The organism is Streptomyces marianii, from assembly GCF_005795905.1.
Taxonomy (GTDB): Bacteria; Actinomycetota; Actinomycetes; order Streptomycetales; family Streptomycetaceae; genus Streptomyces; species Streptomyces marianii.
In genome coordinates, this window is sequence record NZ_VAWE01000001.1 from 1,045,887 (window position 1) to 1,062,562 (window position 16,676).

Consider the following 16,676-nt stretch of genomic DNA (forward strand, 5'->3'; position numbering starts at 1 on the left):
CCCGCCCCACCTCCACGGCCGCACGGCACGAAAGCGACCCAGAGACGATCATCACCGACCCGGCCCCACCCCCGCAGCGAATTGCGCAGCAGAGTCGAGAATGACTTCAAAGATCCCGTCCGCACGCTGCCGGACCTGTGGGGACTGCACGACGCAGAGAACGCGTACTGGCTGATCGAGGCCAAGGGCGGCAACGTCCGCAAGAACCGGCTCACCGAAGGGTGGGAGCAGCTCGAGGAAGGGACCAAGGTCCTCCACGCGTACGCTCACCGCCGCATCCTGTGCGGTGCCTCCGTCCAGCCGCAGGGCGACCTGTTCGTGACCATCGACCACGACCACCACCCCGGACAGCCGGCGCTCCCAATCAAGGGGAAGACCGCTCCAACGCCCAGCAGCCCCGAGGACCACCTCGGAGAGAGCGACGACGCCCTTCTGACAACCGCTCGCACACAGATGCTGACCTACCTCGCCCTGCGCTCCGCACCCACTTCCCAGCTCCGGACTGTCGCCTTGCCCGCGGACCGCGCCACCCGCCGCCGGCGCGCCGACGGACTGACCACACCGCTGGAGCGCGACGAGATAACCCGAGGCATGCGCGCAGCCGTTCGCGCCGAATCACCATCGGACGACGAGCAGGCCCGCCGCAACATCACCCGGGCGATCGGCCTGGACGATTTCCTCACCTACCGCATCCCCGGCACCGAATTGCGCCTGGGCATGTCCCGTCGTCTGTTCGCCGCCTGCGACCAACTCCACTCCGAGGACCAGGACATCGCGGCGCGCACGCCCGGCCTTCGCGCCGAGGACCAGCGCACCGCCGAGGAGCCCGCCGACGAAGAGGTCGAGGAGCAGCGCCGTCGCACCCAGCGGCGTGTCTTTCGCGAAGCGCAGGAGGAGGAACGCGAGCTCATCCAGGAACGCCTCCGCGACGCCTACGAAGACGGCGCCGGCCGCCAGTGGCGAGACCTCCTGCCCGGTCAGGCAGAACCGAGCCTCGACCTCGACGACCACCCCGACCTGCTGGAGGCCGCGACCCCGGAGACCTACCTCGCGCTGCGCCGAGACGACCTGCCGCACCACCGCCGCTGACGGAGACACCCCATCCCTGTGACCACACTGCTCGTCCTCGCCAAGTCACCCGTCGCCGGCCAGGTCAAGACCCGGCTGACACCGCCCTTCACCCTGGCCGAGGCACGAACGAGATGGCGCCGCGAGCTACGGCAAGCGAAACTCCTGGCAGACCGCCCTGTATCGAGCTCTGGCCGCATCCCCGTGGTGCGTGAAGTCCGGATACCTGAACGAGTGGGACGCCTGAGCATTCTCACCAGCCGCACAGAGTGGATCACCCTCAAGGCCCCGGTCACCAGGAGTTCGCTGCCGTGAGCACCGTCCCCCTGTGTCACAGGCGGGTCGCGGCGTGGCATCGCTGCATCTGCCCGGGTGAAGAGGCGAAGCGTCGGTGCCAGCGGCGCGCCGTGCGGCTGCGCCAAGCCGCGCGGTGGCCTGACTCCTCAGCTGGCGAGAGCGCCGCCCGACAGCGATCACAGCACCATGCCGTTCGGTCATCCTCCCTGGATCGCCGAGCCTTCCACCTCGGCGACGAGTTGGACGAGACGACGACGCACCGGCTTCCCGTACTGGAGGTGCAATCCGAGGATCAGCGCCGGCGGCATCGTCCGGTATCTGAACCACCGGGGATGGCGGGGCGGTGCGATTCCCTCGGCGTTGTTGCACTGGGTGCATAGGAGGCCGCGGACGAGGCCAGTCTCATGGCAGTGGTCGACCACTGCGTCGGAGTGAAACGCGTGTCCGCACCCGGCACAGCGGCCCGCTTGCCAGGCAACAAGCAGTTCGACGGGGTCCTCGTCGGGCAAGGGCACAGCTCTTGGGTACGGCCAGGAGTGGCAGGCGGGTGGCTGGGCGGCCCTGAGCCTCTGTTCTGTCTGCTGCTCTACCGTCATATGGACGCATCCGCCGGAGACGTCGCGGAGATACGCATGCGGGTAGTCGATGGTGTCTTGCCATTCCTCGTCGTTGAGGTGACGCGCACATCCGGCAAGGCCAGGCAGCGGCCATGACTGGCATCGTCGGATTCCGTCGCTCAAGGGCCGGCCACACCGGCCCTCGTCAGGCAGCCCAGCTGCTCGTCGCTCGTGTCTGATCCTTGCGACCAGAGCGAGATGGCGGGCTCGCTCCGGCGTCATCTTCGGCTCACGAGGGGGCGGGACCGTAATACGTGAACTCATGCGGGCGACTCCTGGGTCGGCGGCAATGGCGCGAATCTCATCCCACCACTCACCACTGACAACGGGTCCACAGCCGCTCACGGGCCGTGAAGCATAGGCCGCGGCCGCTGGTGATCACCGGCGAGCCAGAGCGGGGAAGCAGAGCCCGAGGTCGCCAGTTGGCCAATCTGCGGATTGATGTTCCACCACCACTTGACACGCCCTTCTGACCGAGGCGGTGCCGTGGCCGACCCTGCGCCCGCCGGTAGACCGCCGGCCCACTTCCCCGGTGAAAACGCCGAGGAGTGGGCCGTTCGGAGGGCGGGGCTGCTTCTTAGCCGAGCAGTTCGGTGACCATCAGGTCCAGTTCCTCGGCATCGGGGGAACTGAAAAGGAAGTCACGCAGGGTGCGGCGGATCTGGATGTAACTCTTGCCATCCTCGAACTTCAGCTCCGCGATCCGCTGGGCCTCCGCCTCACCGATCTCCGCGATTCGTGCATGCTTGGGGTCGGCCGGGTCGAAGTCTGGGATGGGCAGCTCCCACACGGCCTTGTCGATGTCCCGCTCGTCCTTGCCGTAGGACATGAGGGGGCGCACAGCTTCGGTGGTGTACGGCGAGTTGAGTACCGCCAGCAGGTACATGCCCTCCTGCCGGTTGGCGACGGTTCCCCAGTACAACTTGTGCTCGATGATTGCGTTCGGATCGTCCACCAGCGCCGCCGTGACGTACATGCCGGATGCTCCGTAAACCACACGCAGCGGCGCGCCGGGTAGCTGTTCGGTCAACCCTTTGCGGAAGTCAAGCCTTTCGGCCAGGGAGAGACGTCCGCTGGAGCGGTTGTCATCCCAGAGCCGTTCCGCGTCGCGCCACCATTTCGCCAGGTCGGGGTAACGGTCGAGGTGGTCGTGCTCACCGTCCATGAGGGTTTTCGTTCCCTCAATGGGCAGGACGGCCTTGTCGGCACCCAAGATTCGGTAGGGTGGCTTTAACGCTTTGTTCTGGCCCCGCTTTTCCGGTCTGGCGTGGCCCCATTGAGCGGAGTCAGGTGCTGTCGGAACGGTCTGAGGTGGCCCCGGGTTCCGGTCAGTGCTGGCCCCACTCACGGGCCCTATCGGTCCAGGAAGCGTGGGTCGGCCGTCAGGATGTACTGGCTGAGGAGCTCGCGGTTGTGGAAGGCCGAGTGCAGGAGGACGGCCAGGTCCGTGAGGGCTTTGACGTCGCTGCTCGAGACCACGAACGTGCCGGCTTCAGATCCGAAGTGGAGCTTGTCCGCGCTGTCCGGCATGCGGGAACTGACCAGTGACTCGGCCAGCCCCTCCCAGCCGTGGCCATGGCTCTCGGCGTTGTGCTCCTCAAAGACGTCGGCGACCTGCTCCATGTCGCCGTCGAAGAGATAGAGGCAGTGGGAGGGGTCGGGGTCGCCCGTTTCGTCCAGGTGGAACGGGGCCAGGGCTGTCGGGTCAATCATGGGGGTGATGGTAGGTGCCTGGGTCTTGATCCGGACCCGTCGGTTGCTCAGGCTGAGCGGGTGTTCGTCTTCGCCGTCCTGGCCTTGGTCTGGGCGAGCCGGTAGGACTCGGTGCCGGTCTCGATGATGGTGCCGTTGAAGGTGAGCCGGTCGACGATGGCCGCGCAGAGCCGCGGGTCGGTGAACGTCTTGGTCCAGCCTCCGAACGACTCGTTCGAAGCGATGGCCACGCTGTTCTTCTCCTCCCTCTCAGTCAGAACCTGGAACAGCATCTCGGCGCCCCGCCGGTCGAGCTCGAGATAGCCCAGCTCATCGATGCAGAGAAGATCGACGCGCCCGTAGCGGGCGATCGTCTTGGACAGCTGCTTCTCGTCGGCGGCCTCGACGAGCTCGTTGACGAGCTTGGCGGCCAGGGCATAGCGGACGCGGCAGCCGGCCATGGCCGCGGCCGTCCCGAGGCCGATCAGCAGGTGGGACTTGCCTGTGCCGGAGTCCCCGATCAGGCAGAGCGGCTCGCCCTTCTTGACCCAGTCGCATGTGGCGAGGTTGTTGACCACGGCAGGGACGACGTTGGGGTTGGCACTGTAGTCGAAATCGGAGAGCCATTTCTGGCGGGGGAAGCCGGCTGCCCGGATCCGTCGCTCCGAGCGTCGCCGGTCGCGGTCCTCGCACTCGGACATCAGCAGCTCGGCCAGGAACCCTCGGTAGGAGAGCTGTTCGCGTTCGGCCCGGGCGACGAGGTCGGGGAACTGGGCTCGCATGGTGGGCAGCCGCAGGACCCGGCATGCCGTGTCGATCGCCGCGTCGGAGGCGGTCTCGGTCAGGTTGTGGTGCAGGCCGGTCATGGCGCGTCCTTCCTGGAGAGGTTCAGCAGCTGGTCCCAGCGGTCGAGAGAAGGCAGGGGACGCTGGTCGGTGGGGAGGCGGCCAGCCCGGCGGGCGTTCAGGCTGACCACCTCGCTGGGCTCCGGCCCGGGCAGTGCCGGTGCCGGCCCGGTGACCGTGACGGTGGGGGAACGGCCATCGGTTTGAGCGGCCTTGCGGGCTTCGAGGGCGACGATGTCGGCGGCGTGGGCGCCGGCCGCGAGGGCGGACCGGATTCCGGCGATCACGTCGCGGTGTTCGAGGTGCCGGTGCAGCAGGAGCACGTGGACCAGCTGCTTGGTGCCCTCGGTGTCTCCTTCGGCCTTCTTCGCCGCAGCCCAGAACGCTTCGTGGGCGGCGGTGAACGTGCCCTTTCGGCGGGCCTGGTCCAGGGCCTCGGAACCGGCCACGGCGCCGGGCTTGGCCAGCAGGACTTCGAGGAAGTGGTCCAGGACGACCCGCTCGGCGCCCTTCGCGGTCAGGCGGGGGTGGCGGGCGATCTCGGTGCGGCCGTGGAAGACGATCAGGTCGCTAGAGCGGAGCACGACGCGGACGGTGCGGCCGATGAACCGGGCCGGGACGGAGTAGCGGCAGACCCGCACTGCGATCATTCCGTAGCGGTCCACCCGCGGGGTGAACACGACGCCGGTCTCGAAGGAGTCCTGGGGCAGCGGCATCAGCAGCACGGACTCGCGGGCGAAGTCCTGCCCGATCGTGCGGATCCGCATCCCGATCCGCCGGCCTTCCTCTGCCCGCTCGAACTCGGCGAAGGACGCGTTCAGCTCGTCCAGCGAGGCCACCCGGGGCACGGGTGTGAGGTAGTTGCGGCGGAAGTAGCCGACCTGGCCTTCCACTCCACCCTTCTCATGGGCGCCGCGGAGTCCCGGCTCGCAATAGAAAGGTGTGAGCCCGAAGTGCTGGCGGAACTCCGTCCACCTGGGGTGTTCCTCCCGTGACCGACTCTTGTGGATCACTCGGGAGACCGCCGGCGAGAGGTTGTCGTAACGGATCTGCCCTCCCGGAACACCGCCCAGCGTGCGGAAGGCGTGAACGTGGCCGTCCAGGAAAGCCTCCTGGCCGCAGGACGTGGTGATGCGGTGCACCGCCTTGCCCGAGTAGGCCAGACGCAGGGCGAAGACGAAGCACTTCGTCCTCTCGCCCGCCAGGTCCACCCATGCCTCGCCGAAGTCGACCTCGGCGTCCATGCCCGGCTGGTTGTGGCGGATCACGAACCCCGCCCTCGGCGCCGCACCCGCAGCCTCGGCGATCTCCCGTCGCCGACGGGAGACGTAGTCCCAGACCGTGGTGTAGGCGATCTCCGCCCCGCACTCCTGCCGCAGCCGGTTCAAGATCCGCTGGACCGTGTGCCGCTGCTTCGGCGGCGCCTCCAGATCCCCCAGCAGCCACTCGTCGATCGTCTTCTTGAACGGCTCCAACCTCGGAGAGGGCCGCACCGGCTTCTTCCGCGGCCTGGGCACCGGCGACGCCAGAGCCTCCCGTACCAGCCGGCGATGCACCCCGTACTTACGGGCCAGCGCCCGCATCGACAGCCCCTCCTGCCACGAGTCACGGCGGATCCGCAGGAACAGCTCTTCCCTCGACAAATCCATCCGGCATCGCCCCCACACGGTGGCCCACCACGACCGTCCCACCACCCGCTACCCGGTGGGGCCAGATCAGACCGGAACAACCCCCGAACGCTCCCGTACGCCCCCAGGGGTGGGGCCAACTCAAGCCGGAAAGTGGAGCCGAATCAGAGCGTTAATGCCAGTAGGGGACGACGTGCTCGCCAAGCAGAACGGGCCGGACGAATTGCTTCTCGACCGATCCCTCCAGATCGGGAAGGTCCTTCCAGGGCTTCTTCTCCAGAGTGCTGCGCCGAGAGCGGACTGCGACGCGACCTCCTCCCAGGCCAAGAGGGCTGGCCGCCTGCTCCTCTACGAAGAAGAAGACCTTGGGGAAGATAGTCGCCCCATTCATGAATCGCTCCCGGTAGGGGGAACTGATCAGCCCCTCCTTGGGGTAGCGCAGTTCACCCGCCTTCCGGGTAATCCAGCCCTTAGCACGTTCCCAGTGAGCGGCATTCTTCGGGATCTTCCCAGTCCAGACCTCGGTCTTCCGAGGCAGCGCCACGGCGCTGTTGCCCTGCTGCCCGATTCTGAGGGTGCGGCGCTTGCCGAAAACGACGGCGGCAGCGCGGGGGAAGAAGTGCGGACGCAGTCGGCGCAGGTCCCAGGAGCCGGTGAAGCCAACCTTGACGGGGTGGTCGGGGTCGGTCCATTCCCCACTGCGGAAACCTGTCCAGTAGGGGCGGTCCAGGACCGGGTTCGGGACGACGAAGGCGAAGGAGCCGTCCTCGCGCAGGTACTGCTGGACGGCGCGGGCGATGAACAGGCCGGAAAGGTCCTGGTGGGTGGCGACCTCGAAGCCCTTCCACAGGCCGCGTGCCTGCATCATGTCCTTGAAGGTCTTCTGCATGTGCCCCGGCATGTGCCGGTAGGAGAGCCAGGGCGGGTTGCCGACGAGGACGTCGACGCGGTTCTCGGCGCGCGAGAGCCACATGGGTCGGGCGAGGTTGCGGACATAGTAGGACCAGATGTGGTTGCGGTCCTCGTCGACCAGCTCACACAGGACACGGAAGTTCTCCGCAAGTTCTTCCTGGTCGTCCTTGTCGGCGACGCCGTGCCGGTTGAAGACGGCGGTGAGGGAGGGCAGCTTGCCCTTGGTTCGGTGCGGGTCGGCTGCCTTGTCGGCGAGTTCGTTGACGATCGCGTCAAAGCGGCTGGCGTCCTGCACCAGCGTTTCTGAGAAGCGTAGCTCGTTGGCGAAGAGCTGGTTGCCGGTGCCGGTCTGGATGACGAGATGGCCGTGGTCGATGAGGTCAGTGCGCTGGTCCCACTGGAGGCTGTCGCCCAGATAGACGGGGACGCTTATCGGACCGCGCTCTTCGGAGGTCAGGGTCTCGCGTCCGATGGCGAGGAGGTAGGTGACGCGGGCCAGTGCCACGGCGACAGGGTGGAGGTCGACCTCATGTATTCAGCTACGGCCGTGACTTGATGCCCCGACAGAAGAAGGGTGCCTCCCACCTGCGATGATCTGGATTTCCTAGATCAAAACCGTCGCAGAGAAGAGACACCCAACAGGTGCAGGCTACCGAATGGGATCACCGGCTTGCCGTGCGGGCCGATGGCAAGAACCTGACCGGCCACGCGGGCGTGGTGCTGCTGCGGAAGGTCGCCGACCGCGTCGGCCTGGCCACCGTGCTCAGCGCGGCGCTGCCGAAGGGCACTGGGCCTGGCTGGCGTGACCGGGGCATGGCGCTGGTCCAGCTGGCCTGCGCGATCGTGCTCGGCGCGACGAACATCCTGGAAGCCGAGCAACTACAGCACCACTGGAAGAGCCTGTTCCCGCGGCCGGTCTCGGACAGCACCCTGCGCCGCACTCTGGAGGCGATCGACGGTCCGGTGGCGGCGCGGATCGAGCGCGTGCGCGCCGTGGTCCGGCGCATGGTGTGGACCCTGCTCGCCCTGCGCCCCGGCGGCTTCCCTTGGATCGCGGTGTGCGGCAGAGAACTCACCGGCTGGTACGTCCTCGACCTCGACGCCACCATCGTGACCTGTAGCAGCAAGAAGGAGGGTGCGGCCGGCACCTTCAAGGGCAGCTTCGGCCACATGCCGCTGGGAGCGTGGGTGGCCAACACCCGCGAGTGTGTCGCCATGCTGCTGCGACCCGGCAACGCGCCGCCGAACGATGTCGACGACCACAAGAGTGTCCTGGCCTCGGCGTTTCGGCAGCTCCCGCTGCCGCTGTGGTCGAAGCTGCTGATACGGATCGACGGCGCGGCCTTCAGCCACGACGTCCTCGGCCACCTCCAGAGCCTGACCACCAGCCGGCGCCGGGTGCGCTGGGTGACCGGCTGGGCCATCAACGACGCCGACGAGAAGGCCATCGCCCGGCTGCCGGAGAAGGTGTGGACGGCGGCGCTGCGGCAAGACGGCCAACTGCACGAGATCAAGGGCCCCGACGGCGAATGGCTGTCCTACCAGGTCGCTGAGCTGACCGGGGTCCGTGACCTGACCGGCTGGCCCCAGGGGATGCGGTTGATCGTGCGCCGGGTCAAGCCCTCGCGCCGGGATGCGAAGAAGCTGACCGCCTTCGAGAAACGCACCGGCTGGCGCTACCAGATCGTCGCCACGAACATCCCCTCCCACCAGGGACTTTCCGGGGTACCCGGCTCCGGCCAGGTCTGGTTCGTCGACGCCCTGTACCGCGATCACGCCGAGGTCGAGGACCGCGTCAAAGCGATCAAGCGGGTCGGCCTCGGGCTGCTGCCCTCGAAATCCTGGCAGTTCAACGCCGCCTGGGTGCTGGCCGCCACGCTCGCCGCCGACCTCGACGCCTGGACCCGGCTCCTCCTCCTGCACGACGAGCCCGAACTCGCCGCCGCCGAACCGGAGACGATCCGCAGGAAGCTCTACCACCTGCCCGCCCGCCTCACCTCCCACGCCCGCCGCCGCACCCTCCACCTTGACCGCACCTGGCCCTGGGCGGCAGCGTTCACCGCCGCCTGGAAGCGAGCCACCGAACTCCCGGCCCGTACCTGACGACCGGCCACCACCCCGACGACACCGGAGAGGAGAGGACCGCAGCACCCCCGGGGCCCGTGGAACCCGACGCCCCGCAGCGTCACGCGACGGCCAGTCCCGACACGGCACGGGACATACCGGGCAGCCAGCCGCACACGGCGACGCCGTCACGCCACCGAAGAATCGAGGTCGATGCCGGCAACATGGTCGTGCAGGCTGTCCAGTGCCTCACGCAGGGGCAGTCCGGCATCCTTTGCGGCGGTCAGGTAGCGCCGGACGCCGTGGAAGAGGAACGTGCCGGAACCGCACGACGGGTCCATGATCCGCTGGTTGAGCGGGTCGGGGACGGCCTCGATCACCGTCGCTTCCGCCAGCCAGTCCGGGGTGTAGTACTCCCCCTGTTTCTTACGGGTCTCCGTGGAGATCACCGACTCGTACAAAACCTTCAGGACGTCGTGCTCGACCCTCGACCAGTCGAAGCCTGCGAGCCGACGAGCCAAGTCTTGGACGAAGCCCTCGCCACCCTCGGTCTCCAGTGGCCAGCCGAAGAAATCTGACTCAACCACACCCGAGATTCGCGCCTGTGCGAACAGCTGACCGTAGACCAGCGAGGCGGGTGCCGTGTCCTTCACGTCGATGCCCATCACGGCGTGGGCGATGATCGAGGCTGTGTTCACCAGGAGCGTGTGCTCGATGAACAGGTCGTCGCTGTTCTCGAACTGGGCGCCCAGGGCGCTGCGCAGCAGCCGTGCCCACAGATCGCGCTTCAGTTGGACAGTCGGCTGGTTCTTATTCTCCTCGTACAGCGCCGTAAGGATCGTCTTGTCGATGGAGTGGGCGACGCTGTCCGCTCCGAGGCGGGTCGCGATGGCGTCCGGTGTGGGTGCGGCTCCCTCGGACGTCGCCAGGACGCCTTCGAGCCACCGGACCAGGTCCAGCGCCTTGACGTTGCGCTCCCGCACGTCGAAGCGGTTCACTTCGTTCAGCTCGTCGCGGACCAGTGTGTAGGCCCGCCAGTCAGCGCCGTCGGTGAGGATGCCGACGTGCCGCCGTTCGCGCTGCTCAGTTCGGGCCCGCACGTACTTCGTCAGTTGCACAACCGCCTCGTTGCGGGCCTTCGGGCGGCTGATGTCCTTCTTGACCTCGATGACGGTCGCGCCCATCTCGATGTCGATGCGGTGGCCGGTGCCGTTACCCACCTGGGCTTCCAGCACGGGGGTCAGGAGATCCTGCTCGCCAAGGTTGAGGTCCGCTTCGAGCAGGAACTGGCGGATGTCGGCCTGCAGTGTCGCTTCGGCGCTGCACGCCAGGCACGCCGGTCGAGTAGTTGTGACCCCTCGGAGGGACGACGAGGACGCGAGGCAGGCACGCTGGATGACCTTTACGTGTGGACGTTGTGACCCCTCGTAAGGACTATGAGGACCGGTGATGGCCGTCGCCGAGTCCGCCCGCGTCGTCGCGTTGTGATCCCTCGTAGGGGCGATGAAGACCGGCAGTCTGAGCTTGTTCCGCTTTGACGGACACCATTGGTGTGGTGGTCAGGCTGCGGGTGCGGTCTCGTATTCGGCGGGGCTGCGGTAGCCGAGGCTTCTTCTTCTCCATGTTCTCCGTGGTGGACATCCTCCCGGGGCAGAACCCCTGATCTCGAATGTCCGTCAAAGCGGATCAAGCCCATTCAACCCTTGGGCGGCTTGCGAGGCCAACTACTGTGCAACCGCTAGGCAACCAGTTTACGCGAGACGGCTTCAACTGATCGAAGAGGCACCGGAGATGATCGCCCGGTCAGCCGTCGTGAGGGATTGTCAGTGGCGCGCTTTAGGCTCTGCCTCGTTTGGGAGAGCCGGTGTTGGTTCCTCCGTCCGGATCGGTGCCGCGGCTTTGGAGAGTGAACGGTATGAGACTGCGATTAGCTGTCACCACGACGGCTTCACAGCTGCCCTGGGAGGCCGTTCTCGCGCCTGGGCGTGGCCTTGCGTACGACGTACTGGCCCGCACCGCCCCCGAGTTGGGCAGGCAGCTCCACGGAGAAGGAGTCGGTGTGCACGGCATGGTGCCGTTCGGGCACAGTGCCCCCGTCTTTCCTCGGGCACGGCGGGCGCGGGGGCAGTACGCGGCCGGCGGGAGCGGGACGATCGAGTTTGGCAGCCCGCTGCCGGAGGTGACCGAGGCCCTGGCTCGCGGCCTGAAGGAGCGGGAGCTGTTGGACTGGGGCGGTGTCGCGCTGCGGTTAACGGGGATTACCACTGTTGAGCCCCCGGACTGCACGGCGGGGGGGTGTGTCAACTTAACGGGTCTGGCCCGTAGTCGGTGGTGACGGCCAGTAGCCATCAGCGCAGGAGGATGCGGTGGCGGAGGAGGTCGAATCCGGCGCGGCCGTGCATCTGTCTCATGATCCGTTTCGTTCTGGTGTTGACGCCTTCGGTGCGGCCGTTGTGGTAGGGCAGGGTGAGGCCGGCGTCGATGGCTGAGCGGTCGAGTTCGAGTCCGTTGGCGAAGCTGTGCAGGTGGGGCAGCGCCGCGGCGCGGGTGGCGGTGATCCACCCCGTGAGCTTCACATCGTTGTCCAGGAGCGGCGTGAGCAGGGCCGCGAAGTCGCGTACGAGGTTGGCGAGTTCGGTCATCTCAGGGCAGGCTGCGGTGATCTTCTCCAGCAGGGCGGTCTGTTTCGGGCGCAGGTGGTCTGGGTCGGTGAGGAGGAGCCGCGCGGCGCGGCGTGGGGTGGTGACGGGCCGGTCGCCGTCGGCGCGGCCCTGGTTGAGGTATTTGTGCAGGCCGTTGAGGCTGCCGGTGTATCCGAGTTCCTTGATCTCGTGGAAGAGGTGGAGGACCGGGACGCCCGGCTCCTCGGTGCGGCGTCGGCGCAGGTGCTCGCGGTAGGCGTCAACGAGAGTGGGCCGGTAGGCCGGTGCGATGCGCAGGCCCGTGGGCTCGGGCATGCGGGCGTAGCGCTTGACGGTATTCAGCGCCAGGCCGAGGCGGCGGGAACAGTCCAGCAGCCCGACGCCCTGGCCGAGCAGGGTGTGGATCTTGTTCCAGCGTTCACGGGTGGTCTGCTCGCGTACTCCGCCGGGCAGCGGCGGGTTGAGGGCCGCGGCCCAGCAGTCGGCGTGGGCGCGGATTTCGAGCTGGACCTTGTCGCACAGGTTGCGCCAGATGTGCCAGCGGTCGCTGACCTGCACCGCGTCGGGCAGGGCGCGGCGGATGGCTTCGGCGTAGGTGGCTGAGCCGTCCCGGCAAACCGTCGTGATGCCGGGGTGTTTGCGTAGCCAGGCTTCCAGGGGACCGGCGTCCCGGCCGGGCAGGACCTCGATGCGCCGGCCGGTGATGGCATCGGTGATGATCGTGGCGTATCGGTGACGGCGCCGCAGCGCGAAGTCGTCCACTCCGATCACCGCGGGGACCGGCGCTTCGGGCGTCGGCAGGCGCCACAGCCACCTGAGCATGGTGGTACGGGAGGCCGGCACGGTGAGCCGGCCGGCCAGACGTGCGGCCGCCCGGCCGCATAACTCCCGTGCCACTTCGGCAATCTGCCTGGTCAGCCGCACCGTCCGACGCTGGTGGCGCTCCAGCAGCCCGGGAACCTGCTCACGGAAGGTCTGCCGTGCACAGCCCAGAACCGGACAGACCAGCCGCCGCGCCCGCAAGCGGACGACGACCTGCCGACCGTCGACCGGCACGTCCGCCACCGTCCGGCGGTGATACCCGTGCACCCTCGCAGTCAGCGCCCCGCACGCTGGACACGGCACCGCCGCGTCCAGCGTGCGAGCTGTGACCACGACTGCGTCCCCGCCGTCCGCCACGTCCTCGACGAGCAATGCCGACAATCCCGAAAACACTGTGCTCACAAGCGAGTTGACATCCACCACAAGATCATGATCGCTGATGGCTACTGGCCGTCACCACCGACTACGGGCCAGACCCGTTGATTAGACACTCCCAGGCCGGAAAGGGAAGGACGTCAAGCGCCTCGGACAGCTGGACATCCCCGGCCATGAGTCGGTCATGGAGATCCCCTGGCGCATGATGCAGTTCTTCCTGGAGGTAAAGAAGGTTGACGAGACCCCCGACGTGCGGGGAGCTGTTCCGCGACTGCCAGAGGACGGCCGTCCATCTGGAAATGCGCGACGCCTACATGAAGTCGGCACCACGGTCCTCCGCGGCCGCTGTCACGACCGCCTCCGGCCGACGCCACGGGTGAACGATCGGGCCGGACACGGCGGCGCCACCACGGGTGTGTAGGAGTCTGCCCGCTGTGGGCATGGTCACGAGGTTGCGGAGGCCAGCCATGGTGGGGGGCTGGCGGCGGTGCGGTGCTTGGAGTCACCCCCCACGGAGGGCACGATCCCGGACATGGCGGAGGTCGAGGGAGCACTTCTCCGTGATCTTCGGCGGCCGGGGGCTCCCCGAGGTCGTCATGAGGCGATCGTATCCGGGCGACCAGCAACCCAGGGCATCCCTTGCCGGGGTCGATCCGGGGATCCGTCCGGTCTGCCTCGTCCCTCATTCGCCACCAACCACCGTATCCCCGTCGAACCGCAGCGACGTGACAGGGCTTGATCAAGTTCCGTGAGTGTCGGGGTTGTTGGTGATGCCCAGGATGGCGAGTGCTCGTTCGGGTTCGTGGCGGATGGCGCGGGTGGTCTTGGCGATGTTGTCGGCTCCGAGGATCTTCAGGGTGCCAATGGCGAGGTTGCGGAAGGTAGCCATGGCGCGGGGCGCGTTGCCGGTGTGGACGGTCGAGGCGTCCTCGGCGAAGGTGACATCTCGGATGTAGTGGGAGGAATTCTCGATTCCCCAGTGCCCGCGGATGGCGGTGGCGAGGCCGGCGGGGCTGGTCTGGTGGATATCCAGGCTGGTGACGGCGTAGACGCTCTCGCGACTCTCGGGCTTGCCGGTGGGCTTGCGGCGGCGGTGGACGCGGATGGCGAGGCGGGCGTGGGGGAAGGCGATCCCGCCGAGGCTGTCGGCGATGGAACAGGTCTTGATCGACCGGGACTCGCGCCGTCCGTGGGCGGTGGCGGAGGCGGTGTGCTGGACGGTGATCGATGTCCAGGGCAGAGCGGCGAGCTGGGCGTACGCGGTGGGCTGGTTGGTCTTGATGACCGCGATGTAGTGTGCCTTCTTCGTCTCGACCAGCCAGGTGATGTTGGCCTTCACCGAGTGCAGGGCGTCGAAGGTGACCACGGCGTCAGCGAGGTGGAGTGGTGCCAGCAGGGGCTTGAAGTGCCGCGTCTCGTTGGTCTTCGCGCCGACCTCGACCTGTGCGAGCGTGGCGACGGGGTGATGCGTGACCGCCGCGAGCAGGTGCCGGCGCGGCGCGGCCAGGTGGGCCGAGCCCTTCAGCGCCTTGCCGTCCACGGCGATGACCCGCCGCGGTCGGGCCGCTGACGCATCCGCGCACGCGGACTTGCGGTGCTGGTCAGCGAGGTAGGCGCCCACGGCCTGGTCCAAAGCATCGCCGTCGACCGCCATGAGGACGCGTCCGATGGTGACCGGCTTGGGGCTGCGCCGCCAGCCGAGCAGGTGACGGCGGATCCTCAGGGTCGCCAGCAGGGTGTTCGTGGCCCGCTCGGCGAACTCGGCGATCTCGTCCAGGCTCTTCGCACCTGACACGGCCGCGCAGGCACACACCAGCAGGATCGACACCAGGGAGTACCAGCGGCCCCGGCGAGAACGCGGATCGGGCACCGATGCGAGGTAGGGGCACAGGTCAGCGATCCGGTCCGCATCCAGCGGACCCAGCTTCTCCAGCACGGCAGGTATAGGGGAAGATGCAACGGCAGGCACGGGACATCCTCATGATCATCTGGCTTAGTCACCACAATGATCACGAACCCTCGTGCCTGCACTGCTATCCGCTCCTACCGGCCCTGATCGTCAACCACCCGCTCATCCGCGGAACTTGACGGAGCCCTGGCGACGTGATCCGCGACTCGCCGACCCATTCCCGGAGGGTGTCCAGTGCAGCGGGCTCAAGTTTCGTGGTGAAGAGGATAGCCAGGTGCTCTCTGGCCCGTGAGCATGCCACGTAGAAGAGGTTGCGTGCCCTGATGAACGCCTCCAGTTCCTTGTCCATCAGTTCGTCGCGCCGGGAGAAGTGGGTCTTCGAATTTAGTGGGGGTGCGCCTGCCGTCGGCTCCGGCGGGTGGTCGCACAGCGTGAGCGTAGGCGCTGGTTGGCGCGGTTGCGGAAGCCGAAGGCGTTACGCGCTTCGAGCTTGATGAGGCGGTTGTTGCCTTCGGAGGCGGCGTTGGTGATGCCGGTGGTCAGGTAGGTCTCGATGCCGTCCCACCACTGCTCGATGGTCTCGGCGAGGGTGAGGAGTTCGTGCAGGTGGGCGTGGTCGGCGACGTGGGTGAAGAAGCGGTGGCGGGCGGCGGAGATCGCGGAGCGGTCGGGGGCGTGGTGGGTGCGGCTGACGGCCAGGCCGAGGAGGTCGCGCAGGAGTTCCTTGGCCTGCCAGGCCGCGTGGATCTGCCGGCCGTAGGTACCCATGTACTCCAACTCGGTCTTCAGGAGGAGGCGTTGGTCTTCGGTGAGGTCTTCTTTGTTGCGGCGCAGGAGTTTGCGGACGGTGTAGATGCCGTCGCCCTTGCGGGCCCGGCGGCCGTGCTGCCGCCAGGTGAGGCGTCGGCGCAGGTCGGCGAGGTGGCGCTGGGCGAGTTGCACGATGTGGAAGCAGTCGACGACCACGGTCGCGTGCGGCAGGGCACGGTGGACGGCGGCGCGGAAGGTGGAACACAGGTCGATGGCGACGTAGCGCACCTGTGCCCGCCAGGATGCGGGCTGGGAGCTGAGCCAGTCGGCGACCGAGGTGGCGTTGCGGCCTTCGACCTGCCCGAACAGTCCTTGCCCGCCGATCGCGTCGACGAAGCCGATGTGCCAGGCGTCCGCGACCAGTTCCCACTTCTGCGTGGCCGGGTTCTGGGCCCAGACCGGCTTGCCCCGCCGGGTCTCGTCGATCCCGACCGCCTCGGTCGCGGGCGGCGTCTCGGGCAGGACCGTCGCGGCGTAGTCCTCAAAGCATCGCTGCACGATGGGCCAGCTCAAGGACAGGTCGCGGCCGGCCTGCACGACGGTGCGGGATCCGTCGCAGACCGCGGCCCCCGCCGCCCGGCGCAGGGCGGTGGTGGTGCGCATCCCGGCGGGCACCGCGTGGATCGCCTCGGTGAACGAGCCGCGCTCGCACGCGGGTTCGGCGCAGTACCAGCGTGCCTTGCGCCACCGGATACTCACAGGGCGTCCACCGCAGGGCAGGTGCCGGGGCCGGGTGGTGCGGTAGTCCTTCAGCCGGGTGGCGAAGACCCCGCACGAGGGGCAGGCCCGGGCGGAGTCCTCGCTCGTGACCACGTACACCGTCGAACCGCCCGCCCCGTCGTCCTTGACCTGCGTCACACTCACCCCCTCCAGCCCCAGAAGTCGCGTTGCCGCTTCGTTGATGCCGGTATCGTCGCTGTTCAAGCCCGTGGGGTTTCATGATCGGTTGCCTAGACAACAACCATGATCACGAAGGCCCGCGGGCTCCTTGCGTC

At 67.8% G+C, this 16,676-nt stretch carries 13 protein-coding genes; 3 read left to right on the top strand and 10 right to left on the bottom strand.

Translation table 11 applies throughout. The annotated features are described in order from the left end of the window. Positions 1-81: 81 nt before the first annotated feature. Both FEF34_RS04820 and FEF34_RS44160 read left to right on the top strand, forming a co-directional pair. Positions 82-1,089 carry a hypothetical protein gene (locus tag FEF34_RS04820; RefSeq protein WP_138052006.1) on the top strand — a complete coding sequence of 336 codons (1,008 nt, stop codon included), beginning with the start codon at positions 82-84 and terminating at the stop codon, positions 1,087-1,089. 18 nt (positions 1,090-1,107) lie between these two features. Beyond that, complete coding sequence (locus tag FEF34_RS44160) at positions 1,108-1,383, top strand: hypothetical protein (protein WP_407698254.1); 276 nt, start codon at positions 1,108-1,110, stop codon at positions 1,381-1,383. Between the two features lie 179 nt (positions 1,384-1,562). Here the strand turns inward: FEF34_RS44160 and FEF34_RS41035 are convergent, their stop codons facing one another. The 6 genes from FEF34_RS41035 to FEF34_RS04855 all read right to left on the bottom strand — a co-directional run bounded on the left by FEF34_RS41035 (position 1,563) and on the right by FEF34_RS04855 (position 7,594). Beyond that, positions 1,563-1,874: an endonuclease domain-containing protein gene (locus FEF34_RS41035; protein ID WP_171052825.1), complete on the bottom strand. Its 312-nt coding sequence runs from the start codon at positions 1,872-1,874 to the stop codon at positions 1,563-1,565. A gap of 685 nt (positions 1,875-2,559) precedes the next feature. Next, entirely contained in the window at positions 2,560-3,195 is a 636-nt protein-coding gene (locus FEF34_RS04835; protein ID WP_234042278.1) for a hypothetical protein, read from the bottom strand. A gap of 140 nt (positions 3,196-3,335) precedes the next feature. Beyond that, entirely contained in the window at positions 3,336-3,695 is a 360-nt protein-coding gene (locus FEF34_RS04840; RefSeq protein ID WP_138052008.1) for an Imm51 family immunity protein, read from the bottom strand. A gap of 47 nt (positions 3,696-3,742) precedes the next feature. Next, positions 3,743-4,540 (bottom strand): IS21-like element helper ATPase IstB, encoded by a 798-nt coding sequence (gene istB / locus FEF34_RS04845; RefSeq protein ID WP_138052009.1) that lies wholly within the window; start codon positions 4,538-4,540, stop codon positions 3,743-3,745. Beyond that, a complete protein-coding gene (gene istA / locus FEF34_RS04850) occupies positions 4,537-6,168 on the bottom strand; it encodes an IS21 family transposase (protein WP_138052010.1) in 1,632 nt (543 codons plus the stop codon). Before istA ends, istB begins: the two co-directional genes overlap by 4 nt. Before the next feature lie 151 nt (positions 6,169-6,319). Further along, positions 6,320-7,594, bottom strand: coding sequence for an Eco57I restriction-modification methylase domain-containing protein (locus FEF34_RS04855; RefSeq protein ID WP_407698342.1), 1,275 nt, complete (start codon positions 7,592-7,594; stop codon positions 6,320-6,322). 107 nt (positions 7,595-7,701) lie between these two features. Here FEF34_RS04855 and FEF34_RS04860 point away from each other — a divergent pair, with 107 nt between their 5' ends. After that, positions 7,702-9,162 (top strand): IS1380 family transposase, encoded by a 1,461-nt coding sequence (locus tag FEF34_RS04860; protein ID WP_234042280.1) that lies wholly within the window; start codon positions 7,702-7,704, stop codon positions 9,160-9,162. A gap of 149 nt (positions 9,163-9,311) precedes the next feature. Here the strand turns inward: FEF34_RS04860 and FEF34_RS04865 are convergent, their stop codons facing one another. The 4 genes from FEF34_RS04865 to FEF34_RS04885 form a co-directional block, all read right to left on the bottom strand. Then, entirely contained in the window at positions 9,312-10,358 is a 1,047-nt protein-coding gene (locus FEF34_RS04865) for an N-6 DNA methylase (protein ID WP_234042281.1), read from the bottom strand. Positions 10,359-11,471: 1,113 nt separating this feature from the next. Continuing rightward, entirely contained in the window at positions 11,472-13,010 is a 1,539-nt protein-coding gene (locus tag FEF34_RS04870) for an ISL3 family transposase (protein WP_456113553.1), read from the bottom strand. A 691-nt stretch (positions 13,011-13,701) separates the two neighbouring features. Continuing rightward, positions 13,702-14,898 (bottom strand): ISAs1 family transposase, encoded by a 1,197-nt coding sequence (locus FEF34_RS04875; RefSeq protein ID WP_138051345.1) that lies wholly within the window; start codon positions 14,896-14,898, stop codon positions 13,702-13,704. A 357-nt stretch (positions 14,899-15,255) separates the two neighbouring features. Beyond that, positions 15,256-16,605, bottom strand: coding sequence for an ISL3 family transposase (locus FEF34_RS04885; RefSeq protein ID WP_199800618.1), 1,350 nt, complete (start codon positions 16,603-16,605; stop codon positions 15,256-15,258). Positions 16,606-16,676 lie beyond the last annotated feature (71 nt).

Coding starts and splice junctions, on each gene's coding strand:
- FEF34_RS04840 (WP_138052008.1), bottom strand. CDS start 3,695: ATGATTGACCCGACAGCCCTGGCCCCGTTCCACCTGGACGAAACGGGC.
- istB (WP_138052009.1), bottom strand. CDS start 4,540: ATGACCGGCCTGCACCACAACCTGACCGAGACCGCCTCCGACGCGGCG.
- istA (WP_138052010.1), bottom strand. CDS start 6,168: ATGGATTTGTCGAGGGAAGAGCTGTTCCTGCGGATCCGCCGTGACTCG.